Origin of the sequence: Novosphingobium mangrovi, assembly GCF_022818885.1 — a bacterium.
Lineage (GTDB): Bacteria > Pseudomonadota > Alphaproteobacteria > Sphingomonadales > Sphingomonadaceae > Novosphingobium > Novosphingobium mangrovi.
Genome location: NZ_JALHAT010000039.1, coordinates 44,717 through 56,703 on the forward strand (window position 1 = coordinate 44,717; position 11,987 = coordinate 56,703).

At 67.1% G+C, this 11,987-nt stretch carries 10 protein-coding genes and 1 pseudogene; 3 read left to right on the forward strand and 8 right to left on the reverse strand.

All coding sequences use genetic code 11. The features are described 5' to 3' along the window. Positions 1–23: 23 nt before the first annotated feature. Positions 24–1,523: an OprO/OprP family phosphate-selective porin gene (locus MTR65_RS16915; RefSeq protein WP_243802283.1), complete on the forward strand. Its 1,500-nt coding sequence runs from the start codon at positions 24–26 to the stop codon at positions 1,521–1,523. A 135-nt stretch (positions 1,524–1,658) separates the two neighbouring features. Here MTR65_RS16915 and MTR65_RS16920 read toward each other — a convergent pair whose 3' ends face one another. Beyond that, positions 1,659–3,083 (reverse strand): MFS transporter, encoded by a 1,425-nt coding sequence (locus tag MTR65_RS16920; protein ID WP_243802286.1) that lies wholly within the window; start codon positions 3,081–3,083, stop codon positions 1,659–1,661. A gap of 261 nt (positions 3,084–3,344) precedes the next feature. On the opposite strand from MTR65_RS16920, the gene MTR65_RS16925 reads away from it, so the two are divergent. Further along, entirely contained in the window at positions 3,345–4,271 is a 927-nt protein-coding gene (locus tag MTR65_RS16925) for a LysR family transcriptional regulator (RefSeq protein ID WP_226631950.1), read from the forward strand. A 10-nt stretch (positions 4,272–4,281) separates the two neighbouring features. Here MTR65_RS16925 and MTR65_RS16930 read toward each other — a convergent pair whose 3' ends face one another. From MTR65_RS16930 to MTR65_RS16935, 3 genes and pseudogenes are all read right to left on the reverse strand, one after another. Continuing rightward, the gene (locus MTR65_RS16930; RefSeq protein ID WP_243802288.1) at positions 4,282–4,785 is read right to left on the reverse strand and encodes a molybdopterin cofactor-binding domain-containing protein; all 504 of its coding nucleotides are present in this window, start codon (positions 4,783–4,785) and stop codon (positions 4,282–4,284) included. Further along, positions 4,772–5,167, reverse strand: a pseudogene (locus MTR65_RS20320) (molybdopterin cofactor-binding domain-containing protein); the annotation flags it as partial. The gene MTR65_RS16930 and the pseudogene MTR65_RS20320, both read right to left, overlap by 14 nt. Beyond that, a complete protein-coding gene (locus tag MTR65_RS16935; protein WP_243802290.1) occupies positions 5,164–5,610 on the reverse strand; it encodes a (2Fe-2S)-binding protein in 447 nt (148 codons plus the stop codon). The gene MTR65_RS16935 and the pseudogene MTR65_RS20320, both read right to left, overlap by 4 nt. A gap of 138 nt (positions 5,611–5,748) precedes the next feature. On the opposite strand from MTR65_RS16935, the gene MTR65_RS16940 reads away from it, so the two are divergent. Next, on the forward strand, positions 5,749–6,954 hold the full coding sequence (locus MTR65_RS16940) for an FAD-dependent oxidoreductase (protein ID WP_243802292.1): 1,206 nt from the start codon (positions 5,749–5,751) through the stop codon (positions 6,952–6,954). 24 nt (positions 6,955–6,978) lie between these two features. On the opposite strand, the gene MTR65_RS16945 is transcribed toward MTR65_RS16940, so the two are convergent. The 4 genes from MTR65_RS16945 to MTR65_RS16960 all read right to left on the reverse strand — a co-directional run. Continuing rightward, a complete protein-coding gene (locus MTR65_RS16945) occupies positions 6,979–7,785 on the reverse strand; it encodes an alpha/beta fold hydrolase (RefSeq protein ID WP_243802294.1) in 807 nt (268 codons plus the stop codon). Further along, positions 7,782–9,179, reverse strand: coding sequence for an FAD-dependent oxidoreductase (locus tag MTR65_RS16950; protein ID WP_243802296.1), 1,398 nt, complete (start codon positions 9,177–9,179; stop codon positions 7,782–7,784). The genes MTR65_RS16945 and MTR65_RS16950 overlap by 4 nt, the downstream gene beginning before the upstream one ends. 85 nt (positions 9,180–9,264) lie before the next feature. Continuing rightward, on the reverse strand, positions 9,265–9,633 hold the full coding sequence (locus tag MTR65_RS16955; protein ID WP_243802298.1) for a hypothetical protein: 369 nt from the start codon (positions 9,631–9,633) through the stop codon (positions 9,265–9,267). 25 nt (positions 9,634–9,658) lie between these two features. Next, positions 9,659–11,987, reverse strand: a 2,329-nt coding sequence (locus MTR65_RS16960; protein WP_243802300.1) for a TonB-dependent receptor, incomplete at its 5' end; no start/stop codon positions are given.

The following is an 11,987-nucleotide window of genomic DNA, read 5'->3' on the forward strand; positions in this document are numbered from 1 at the left end:
TCAGTCCAAGGAACCCTCTCTCCATGCGAATGCTGAAATGCGGTTGTGCGCTCGTTGCGATTGTGGCGGCGAGCCCGTCTCTCGCCCAGACCGGGCCCGTGGCCCCCACCAACGAGACCCTGGCAGACCTCGTGCGGCGCCAGGCCGCCGAGATCGCCGATCTGCGCGCGCGGGTCGAACAGCTGGAAGGTCGTGGGGCTGACAGTACCCCCGAGGAGGCCCCGGATTCGGTCATTGTCGTATCGGCTGAGGAGAAGGACAGCGGCCTGGGCGCGAACGCGCGCGTCGTAACGCTGCCCTTTGCCCCCCAGCTCATCACGCCAACCCCGGTCGAGCGCGACATCGTGCGCGCGCAGGCGGCAAAGGATGCGGGTGTCACCACCGAATGGGGGGCAGGGCTTCCCGTGTTCCACTCGGCCGACGGGCAGTTCAGCTTCAAGCCGCGCGGGCGTATCCTCAGCGATGTCGGCACGACCTTCGGCTCGGACCACGATGCGCGCAACATCACCACTACGGGCATGCGCTCGCTCCGGCTGGGCTTCGAGGGCGGGGTGGGCACCCACCTGTTCTACCAGCTCGAAGCCGAGCTGGGGCAGAGCAAGGTGCAGATCATGGCCGCCTCGCTGGGCTGGCGCGACAACATCAGCGCGAAGACCAGCTTCGACGTGCAGGCGGGCAACCTCTTCAACGATCGGTCCTTCGATGGCTCCACCGGCTCGGATTCCACGCCCTTCATGGAGCGCAGCGTGGTCGCCGATGCGATCGCGCCGGAGCGCGGCTACTTCGGCATGGGCGCAATGGGGCGGCTGTACTTCCCGGCAGGTCACCTTGCGGTGACGGTGACGGGCGACACGGTCGATGCCGACCACACGCAGAGCGACAGCCGCACTGCGATGGCGCGCCTGCACCTCAATCCCCTGCGCTCGGACCGGGGGCTGCTGCATGTCGCGGCCTGGGGCTTCGATGAGGCGCTCAATGGTGCCTCGCGCACGATCACCCCGAGCACCTTTGTCGACACCCGCTTCAACGGCGCGCTGCGCGTCCAGAGCGGCGCGCTGACAGGGGCGACGGGCACCACCGGCTATGGCTTTGAACTGGGCGGATATCAGGGGCCGGTCTGGTTCATGGCCGAAGGGGGTGAGCGGCGCGCGCGGCTCGACGGGGGGCGTCCTGATTTCCGCACGCGGGCCTACAGTATTTCGGCCGGGTGGTTCGTGACGGGCGAACTGCCGCCCTACAACCCGCGCGTGGGCAGTTTCGGGCGCCCGCATGTCCATGCGCCGGTCTTCGATGGCGGACCGGGCGCGATCGAGCTCACCACCCGCTACGAGCAGGTCTCCTTCCGCAACCTGCCTGACCCGGCCGACGGCTGGTCCGAGACGCTGGGCGCCAACTGGTACCTCAACAGCTTTACGCGCATCCAGCTCAACGCCGTCTACTGGAGCGTGACCGACGCGCTGCCGGCCTATGCCGGGACCGACAAGGGCGAGACACTTGCCGCGCGCTTTGGCGTTACATTCTGAAACATGGCTATCGCCTGTTGAACACGCATCTTGCGAAAAATTGACAGGGGAGGGGCCCTCTTGACCTAATCGCGTTCAGGTCAGGGAGCCCCACCCGTGTTTCGACGCCCACCTGCTCATGTCCCTCTTTCCACTTCAACCGGCTGCCGCGGCGGCCGTCCCCTCGCTGTCGAGGCCGACATCCTGCGCGGCGAGCGGCGTTTCGGCCACGGTTTCGACAAGGTCGGGCTCGGTCAGGGTGTAGCCGCGCAGCAGGAAGATACTGAGGAGCGGGGCAAGGGCGGGGATGATCGCAAAGCAGATGCGGATGGCGAAGACCGCGCTGGTGCTCTGGGCCTGCGCGGCGCCTGTGCTCGAGGCGGCATAGCCCATGGCCGAGAGGGTGGCGCCCATGATCATCAGGCCGCCCGCGTTCGAGATCTTGTCGACGAAGCTCATGAAGCCCGAGAAGGCGCCCTCGCGCCGCTGGCCCGAGCAGATGAAGTCGTAGCGCACGGCGTCGGTCAGCATCGATGCGGCGAGCAGGACCACCCCGCTCATCGCTGCGCCGATCACGGTGGTGCGCAGGCCAAGCACGATCATCGTTTCGTGGGGACCGGCAAGAACCCAGCTCAGCACTGCAAAGCCGTAGATGGCGAGCGCGGCGATATAGGCGTTCTTCTTGTCGAAACGGCGCGAGATGCGCAGCCAGGCGGGCAGGGCGAGGATGTTGCCCGCGGTCAGGAAGACATAGAACAGCCCCAGCCAGGCGTCGCTGCGCGCAAGCACATAGCGGGTGAAATAGGCGTTCGAGACGCTGGCCGTCGCCACGCCCACCATGAAGACGATGTGCACGAAGACCATGATGCGAAAGGGCTGGTTACCCCAGGCGATGCGCAGCTGGTCGGTGAAGCGGCCCGGATGGTTGGCCTCGGCGTTGGTGGCCCGCGCGCGCAGCAGCAAGGGGATCGAGCCGAGCGCGAGTGCGCCGATGAGGCCGGCCAGTACCCAGCCCATCGCGGCATGTCCCGCGCGGCCCGCACCCCAGCTCTCGAGCAGCCAGGACGGCACCGAGGACCCCAGGATCTGGCCAGCGAAACTGCCGTAGGTCTTCCAGGCAAGGATGCTGGAGCGGGCGTGGTAATCATCGCTCACCTCCACGATCATCGCCGTGCTGGGCACGGTGTAGAGCGAGAAGGCGGTGCCGTGGAGCGCCAGCATGATGCCGATCCAGACCAGCAGCAGCGGCTGGCTCTCCCAGGCCGGGGCGGCGAAGATGCCGACGATGGAAAGCGGCATCAGCAGCCCTGCAGCAAACAGGAACGGCACGCGCCGTCCCCAGCGGGTGCGCGCGCGGTCGCTGGCGTAACCGGCAAGCGGATCGACGAAGCCGTCGTAGATCTTCACCAGCGCGAAGAGCGTGGCCGCGATCCCCGCCGAAATCGCGAGGTTGTCGGTCAGGAAGCGCAGCACCAGCACTGCGATGACCTGGTTGGCCGCCATCATCGCGGCCCCGCCGATGGCAAAGCCCAATACGACCGAGCGCTGCGTTCCGGCCAGCTGGCCTCCTGCCTGTTTCATCGCGTTCCCCCTCACTGTGTGGGCGCGCGCGGAAGGCCCTTGCAGGGGCGCTGCCGCCGTGCGCTCTCTCGGGGAAAAGGAAGCCACAGGAGGCCGGGGAATGCCACTGGGGCGAGGGCCGGCGCAGGTCATCTCAGATGCGCCGCAGTTCTGAAAATTAATTTGTAAAAACAACAATTTGAGTGGGAATTTCAACTTCGCAAGGCACGAAATCGACGACAGTTACTAGCAGATATGCCGGCAAGGCATGAAGGGGGAAGCATGGACACGCGCAAGTTCGATTACTTCATTTCCGTCGCGGAAACGGGCAGCTTTTCACAAGCCGCCGTCAGCCTGCGCCTGTCGCAACCCCTGCTCAGCCGCCAGGTGCGCAACCTTGAAGAGGAACTGGGCCTGCCGCTGTTCTACCGCAACGGGCGCGGCGCCACCCTGACCGAGGCGGGGCGCTGCCTGCTCAAGAATGCGCGCAACGTGCGCGAGGCGATCGATGCGACCTACAGCGAGCTTAGCCAGCTGCGCAATCTCCTGGCCGGGACCGCCGCGATCGGCATGCCCACCAGCGTGGGCCGGGCGCTCAGCGTTCCGCTTGCCCAGCATTTCAGTTCCGAACTGCCCAACGTGAAGCTGCACCTCGTCGAGGGGCTGTCCAGCGACATTGCCGAGCGGGTGCAGCAGGGGCGGTTGGACGTCGCGATCCTCTATTCGCCGATCCGCAGCCAGAACATGCTGTGCGATCCGGTGGTGGAAGAGCAGCTGGTGCTGGTGAGCAAGCGCGGCAGCGGCCCGGCGGGACCTGTCTCCTTCGAGGATCTGACGCAGCTTCCCCTCATCATGACAGGACCGCACCAGCAACTGCGCCGCGATCTGGAGAAGGCCGCTCGGGCGCGCGAGGCCGAGCTCCAGATCGCGGTCGAGATCGACGCGCTGGGATCGATCCTCGAACTGGTCGAGGAGGGGCTGGGCCATGCCATCCTGCCGCCGGCCGCACTTCTGCGTGACGAGGGTATGGAGCGCTTCGATGTCGTGCGCATCGACAGCGACCTTGTCCGCCGCACGCTCTACGTGGCGACCGGCCCGCAGCGTTCCGATGCGGTGCCCAGCCACAAGCTGGCGAGCCTGGTGAAGGAGAAGCTCCTGGGTCTCACCGGCCGCAACACCTGGCAGATCGTCGAGAGCCGCAGCGTGTGACGCGGCGCTTTCAGGCAGAGGCAAAGACCGGGAAGCGGGTGACAGGCGCCATGCCCATGCGCTCCAGGGCATTGATGACGGCAGGCGCGCCGGGGACCGAGCCGGGCTCGCCGATGCCGGAGGGTCGCTCGGAGCTCTCGACCATGTGGACGTCGATGCGGCGGGGCATCTCGTTCATGCGTAGCAGGCGGTAGCCGTCGAAATTGCCCTGCCTGGCCGCGCCGTGATCGAGGTTGATCTCGCCGTAGAGCGCGCTCGAAAGGCCAAAGCCGGTGCCGCCTTCGACTTGCGCGCGCTCGGTGTCGGGATTGACGGCAAGGCCGCAGTCGACCGCGCTGACGATCCGCTCGATCCGGAAGTCCTCCGGGCTGCCGCTGAGCTCTGCGACCTGCGCGACGCAGCTGCCTTCCGAGCGGTGGACCGCGACACCGCGGGTGATGCCGCGCGGCGGCGGCGAGCAGCATGGCGCGGGCGACGGCGCCTGCGCGCCGCAACTCGTCCCAGCTGTTGGCAAGCGAGGTCGAGCCCCCGGTCGCCTGGCGCTGGAACAGGTGGTTGGCGTAGGCCGTATCGCTCACCGGCGCGCCTGTAACACGGACCTTCGTCCAGTCGGCATCGAGCTCCTCGGCGACCAGCGAGGCGAGCCCGCTCCAGGTGCCCTGGCCCATGTCGAGATGCTTGGAAAAGACCGTGACCGCGCCATCGGGCGCGATCTGGAGGAAGCGGCGCACCAGTTCGTCGCCCGGCACCTGGTCGGCGCGGAACAGGCTGTCGCCGAAGGGATGGCCCTGGCGGTGGACCTCACGCGCGCGGCTGGTCTTCGGGACCATTCCCAGAAGCAGGCCACTGCCCGCCATGACCATGAAGGCGCGCCGGGAGGTGGCAGGGGACGTCATACCGCCGCGTCCAGCACGGCGGCGCGGATGCGCAGGTACGTGGCGCAGCGGCACAAGTTGCCGCTCATCACCGCTTCGACTGTCTCGGCATCGCCATAGCCCGCCTCCAGCAACGCAATGGCGGTCATGATCTGGCCGGGTTGGCAGTACCCGCACTGGGCGACCTGATGACGCAGCCAGGCGTCCTGCACCTTGCTTGCGGTTGCGCCGGTGACGCCCTCGATGGTGACGATGGAATGGCCTGCGGCTTCCTCCAGCGTCACGCTGCACGCGCGCGAGGCCTCGCCGTCCAGATGGACCGTGCAGGCGCCGCAGTGGCCCGCCCCGCAGCCGAACTTGGTGCCGGTAAGTCCGGCCAGATCGCGCAGCGCCCAGAGCAGAGGCATGTCGCCTTCGGCGTCGAGTGTCGTGGAAGTTCCGTTGATGGTGAGTGTGATGGCCATGCTGGAGGCAGCATGCGGGGGGCAGGGCTAGCCGGTCAAACCGGGAATGGCGCCAGGAAAGGCATAACTGGAATGATTTGCCTTGCCGGGGGCAGGCTTACACCTTGGCGGGGTAACCAGGTCTTTCAGGGGGGCAAGATGGCAGCGAACGGGTCCGGGAGTGCAGGCGCGCAGGATGCCGACATCCTCATCATCGGGGGCGGCATTGCGGGGCTGACGGCCGCGCTCGGCCTCATCCGCCAGGGCCGCAAGGTGCGCCTCTTCGAGCAGGCCGACGCGTTCGGCGATGTGGGAGCAGGGATCACGCTCAGCCAGCCCGCCAGCCGGGGCCTGTTCTCGCTCGGCTTGCGAGAGGCCATCGAGGCCGCGGCCGACATTCCGGTGCGCGCAGGCGGTGCGGACTGGCGCACCGGTGAACGGCTGGGCGGTCCTGACCAGATGGCGATTGCGCGCGAACGCGGCGACATTCCCTATTTCTACCAACTCCACCGCGCCGACATGCACGCGATCCTGGCGGACGCGGTGGCCGCCGCCGATCCCGAGGCGATCACGCTTGGCGCGCAGATGATCCGTCTGGAGCAGGACGCGAGCGAAGTTACCGCGCACTTCGCCGATGGTTCGTGCGTGCGCGCCCCGATCCTGGCGGGCGCGGACGGCATCAATTCGCGCGTGCGCGCCGAGCTTTTTGGCGAGGAAAACCCGCGCTTTACCGGGCAGGTGGCCTACCGTTTCCTCATCCCGTTCGAGGACGTCAGCCACCACATGCATCTGGGCCCTTCCGTCAATTACCTCGGGCCCAACCGGCAGGTGTTGGTCTACCGCATCCGGCATGGATCGGTGGTCAACGGGGTGGCCTTCGTGAAGACCGACAGCTGGACCGGCGAGGGCTGGTCGACCCCGGCCGATGTCGAGGAACTGCTGGAGAAGTTTGAGGGCTGGAACGCGGACGTGCGCGGGCTCATCGCCAGCGCCCCGCGCGAGGGCACACGCAAGTGGGCGCTGTTCGACCGCGATCCGCTGCCGCAATGGACGGTGGGCCGGGTGACCCTGATGGGCGATGCGGCCCACCCGATGCTGCCTTTCCTGGGGCTGGGCGCAGCGATGGGGATCGAGGATGCGGTGGTCTTCGCGCGCAGCCTGGGCGAAACGGCGGACCCGGTCGCCGCGCTCCAGCGCTACGAGGCAACGCGGCGCGAACGCGCGAACTGGGTGCTGCTCGCCTCGCGCAAGCAAGGCGAGATCAATCAGTCGGGCGACACCTCGCGGCGTGGAAAGCCCGATCCCCGGCATGAAACGCTGATGACCTACGATCCGGCCACGACCGAGATCGCCGCCTTCGCCTGAGGCTCGCGCGGCGGGAGGCGCAACCTAGAGGCTCTGCACGAAGTCGGCGACGGCCTGCGCCCAGGCTTCGGGCTGCTGGTCGACAATGTCGACACCGCCGCCGTCGAGCGCCACCCAGGCGAAATCGGGGCGCAGTTCGTGGGCCTTGCGCGCATGGTCGTGGATGATGTCGCCGGTGTTGGTGAGGATCAGCGCCGGGCAGGCGACGGCTGCCAGCGTCTCTTCCTGGCGGTACTGGAAGGCGGCGTGGTGGCCATGCCAGTAGGCGCCCTGGCCTTGGAAGGCCATGACCACGTATTCGCTCACCCGCTCGGGTTCCACTGTGCCTGCGGCAAGGCGCGTGCGCGCGGCGTGCACGGCCGCGAACTGGCTACCGTCGGCCTGGGCGGTGATCGTGCGTTCGCGCGGATAGCCATTGGTCAGGAACTCGGCGCGCTCCTCTTCGCTCAGTGGCATGGGTCCGTTGAGGACAAGCGCGTTCACCCGCTCCGGGAACTGAAGCGCGACTTCGGTGGCGACAAGGGCGCCGGTGTGGTGCCCCAGGATCGTGGCCGAGCCGTGGCCCAGCGCATCAAGGACAGGGGGCACGCAGGCCGCCCAGTCCTCCACGCGCGGTGTGCCCTCGACAGGATCGGACATGCCGAAACCGGGCATGTCGATGGCCATGGCGTGAAAGCCGCGTCGCGCCAGTGGCTCAAGCACCCGGTCGTACTGGGCCGAGGTCATCGGCGCCTGGTGGAGGAGCACGATGGGCAGGCCCTGACCTTCGTGGCGGTAGTGGATCTGGCCGTAGGGCCCGTCTGCATAGCCGCGCGGCACCCAGCGTGTCATGCCAGGACCTCACGGCCGAGCTTGCGCCCGAAGGTGATCGCCGAGGAGACGATCGAGCCGCTGAGGAAACCATGGCCCAGGAACCCGATGCCGATCACCTCGCCCGCGGCGTAGAGCCCCTCGATGGGATCCCCCGTGGTCGAGACGACCTGCAGGTCCTTGTTGACCTGAACGCCGGGGTAGCAGCTGATCGAACAGCCGTAGTGGCGCACCGCGTAGAAGGGTCCGCGCGCGATGGGGGCGGGCAGGTGCTGACGGCGCCACATGTCGCTGCCGACGGCCTGGCCCGCGTTGTAGAGCGTGACCGTCTGCGTCAGGGTCTTTTCCGGGAGGCCGCAGAGGCGCGCGAGTTCGCCGATGTTTTCGGCCACGACGAAGTCCTCGTTGTCGCCGCGCAGGAGTTCGTCGAGGTGTTCATCGCTCCAGCGGAAGACGGGCGGGGCTTCCTCGCGGATGCGCTCGTCCCAGATCATCCAGAAGGCCCAGTTCGGCTGGGCCATGACCGCGCGTTCGCGCGCGTCGATGCTGGGCTCGTCCTCGGGCATGAAGCGCTCGCCATGCGCGTTGACGTAGATCTCCCAGGGCGGACGGCGCGAGGGCAGGATATCGCTGTGGATCCAGGCCGAGGCCGGGCTGTCGAGGCGACGCGTGCCGCCAAAGGCGGGCAGGCAGTAGTCGGTGAACCACAGGCGTCCCCCGGCCGTGCGCACCGGGTCGATGGCATCGCCGCGCACGGTCTCGACGTGGTAGCGCAAGGGCACGAGGCCGTGGAGTTCCTGCCAGTGCCGCGCGCTGCCGCTGAAGCCGCCGGTGGTGAGGACGACGGCCTTTGCGGCGATCTCGCGCACCTCCTCGCCGGTCTTGGCCACGATCCCGCAGACCTGCCCGTGGTCGAGCAGGAGCTCGCAAAAGCGCGTGCCGGTCATCACGGTGAGATTGCCCTGCGCGACGGCCGTGTCGATCTGCGCCTGGTAGGCCTCGATCAGGGAAAAGCCCTGGTTGGTGCTGCGGTAGGTGCGCGGGCGGTCGTAGAGGTCGTGCTCGGGGGCGAGCACGGCTTCGCCCGGATCGCAGGTCCAGCCGATCGAGAGCAGCCATTCGATCATGTCGCCCGCCTCGTCGACCCACAGGCGCAGAAGTTCGGGGTCGCCGGTGCCGTGGTTGATGCGCAGGCAATCGGCGAAGTGCGCATCGGGGCTGTCCTCCACGCCTGCGGCCTTCTGGAGCGAGGTGCCCGCCGCGCTGATCGAGGCGCTGGAGAGGTGAAGGGTGCCGCCGATCTCTTCGGCGGCTTCGACCAGCGCGACGCGCAGGCCCCGCGCGGCCGCACCAAGGGCGGCGGGCACGCCGGCGGTCCCGGCTCCCACCACGAGGACGTCGAATTCGTTGTGCATCTTGGGAGCGCTCCCGGGTATTTGCCGTGCGGGCTGTTGCTGAACGGATGAGGGACAGGCCCGGCGGAGAACCGGGCCTGCGCGCTTACATGTTCCTGGAGAAGTCCATCTGCTTCACATTGGCGCCGCCGCGCCGTTCCAGTGCGCCGAAGGTGCGCTTGATGAAGATGTCGCGCTCTTCCGCCCAGGCAGCAAGGTCCTCCTCGCTCGGCTGGTACTGCTCGATGTCGGCGCTCGAGACGCCGACCTTCTCGAGCACCTTCTCGGTTACCATCAGGCGGCGGCGCATGGTCCACATCTCCGCGCCCAGCGCGACGACGACGTGCATCAGGTTGTCCACGACCTGCTCGGGAAACAGCGAGATGTTGTCCGAATCCGCGAAGATGAAGTCGTCCTCGGCGGAAACGAAGTCGGTCTCGGCGCCTGTATCGCGGGATGCCTCGGTTACACTCATGGCAGTTCTCTCTTCTTGAAGGGGATCAGAATTCGTAGCTGAAGCGGATGCCCAGCCGGCGCTTTTCGGGAAGCGCGATGCGGATGTCGTTGGTGGCCAGCGTGACGAGGTCGGTGCCGCGAAAGCCGGTGAGGGTCTGTTCGTTGAACAGGTTGGTGGCGAAGGCCTCGAAGGAGAGGCCGTTGTCCTGGCGCGCGCCGATGCGCAGGTCGACCTTGTCGTCGTTCCGGCTCCAGGCCGCGTTGTAATAGTCGACGTACTGGCGTCCGCGGTGGCGGTAGTCGATGCGGGCATAGCCCCACCAGTCCTCGGCAACCGGGTGCTCGTAGCTGGCGGACGCGGTCCAGGTCAGGCGCGGCACGCCCGAAAGGCGGTTGCCGGTGGCATCGTTGGTCCCCGCGATGTTGAGGCACTCGGCGCACACGAAGCTCTTGATCTCGGATTCGGCAAGGCCGAACGAGCCGCTGAGGCTGAGCCCTTCCATGGGCGAGACATCGCCTTCCAGCTCTATGCCCCACAGGTCCACCGCGCCGATGTTCTCGGTCACGTTGATGAGGTTGATGGTGGGTGAGCCGTCCGGATAGTAGGTGTAGCTGTTCGCCACCTGACCGCCCCGGTACTTGTCGATGTAGATCGCCGCGCGCAGCGAGGCGCGTCCGTTCCAGAACGCGGTCTTGATGCCCGCCTCGTAGTTGTCGAGCCGCTCTTCATCGTAGGTGGCGCCTGCCGATGTGGCGATCTGGGCCTGCTCGGTGGGCGTAAGCGCGCCGTAGCCATCGTTGAAGCCGCCCGGACGATACCCGCGCGAGAACAGGATGTAGGCGGTGCTGTCGGGCGCGAAGGCGTAGTCCAGCGTCACGCGCGGCGAGAAGCTCTTGAAGGTGGCCTTGGAGACCAGCGCTTCGGGGTAGTAGACGCCCGAGCTGCTGGCGAGGATCGAGCTTTCGATCTTGTCCCACTGGTAGCGCCCTTCCGCGCCGATGGTGAGGTCTTGCGTGATGTCGAAATAGAGCGCGCCAAAGATCGCTGGGGTCTTGGGCTTCTGGTTGCGCAGCGTGCTCGAGTTGCCGCTGCCAAAGACGTTGAGGCCGTAGATCGCGCCGTTGTCGTAGTCGGCGGTGAAGTAGCTTGCTCCGACTGTCCAGCGCAGGCGGTTCGTCTGCGCCGAGGTCAGGCGGATTTCCTGGCTGAAGTCGCTGATGTCGGTCTGGTAGTTGAGCAGCCAGTGGTTGAACGAGGGCGCGCCCGGGATGATCCCGAAGTTGGGGTTGGGATAGCCGCTGGTGTCGCGGAAGGTGAGGTCGAGCGCGGTCTGGGTGCGGTCGGTGTGGTAGGCCGTGATCGAGCTCAGCACCATGCCGTTGCCCATTTCCCAGTCCATGCGCAGGTCCGCCTGCACCGTCTGGCGCTTGAGCCCGGAGCGCGGGTTGAACGAGGGATCGAAGATCGTGGGATAGCCATCGACGTTGTCGATGAGGATGCCATAGGCGGTCTCGTCGAGGTCGTAATTGCCCCCGATCAGCTCCTCGGGCATGCGGTTGGGCAGGGCCCCGCACCAGTAGCTGCCCGAGGTGCCGCCCAGGTCACAATTGAATTCGGTGTTCTTGAGCGCGGCCTGTGCAGGCGGGCCGTCGTGCATCTCGCCATAGGAGAAGAACCCGGTGATCTTGAGGTTCGAGGCGGGCTCGAACAGCATCTGCGCGCTGACCACATCGTTCTTGCGGTCGCCGAAGGTCTCGTTGGGATCGCCCGAGTTCTTATACTGACCGCCCTCGAAGACGTGGCTGCCGCCTACGCGCAGGGCCAGGACCTGGTCGATGAGCGGGAACTCCACGCTGCCCGAAACCTGGTTCGAGCCGTAGTTGCCGTACATCGCCTTGATCCGGCCGCCGAATTCGTAGGAGGGGGCCTTGGTCACGAAGTTGACCGCACCCGAGAAGGTCGAGCGGCCGAAGTAGGCCGCCTGCGGGCCTTTCAGGACCTCGACCCGGGCGACGTCGTCGATCGCCGGAACGGAGGAGTTGATGACCGGGGCGCCGTCGATGAAGACGAGGCCGCCCTGCGAGATCGGCGTGACGTTGGCGAGGAACAGGCCACGGAAGGTCAGGTTGTTGATCGAGCGGTCGTTACGCCCCGAGCCGCCGCCCGCCTGGTTCTGGAACTGGAAACCGGGCGAATTGTCGGAGATGTCGTTGAGCGACTGGATGTCCTGCGCCTCGAGTGATTCCGAAGAGAAGGCGGTGATCGCGAGGGGGACCGATTCGAGGCGCTCCTCGGTACGGCGCGCGGTGACGAGGATGGCCTCGCCGCGCGTGGCCTGGGCGGGTTGGGCGGCGGGTTGGGCGGCGGGCTCG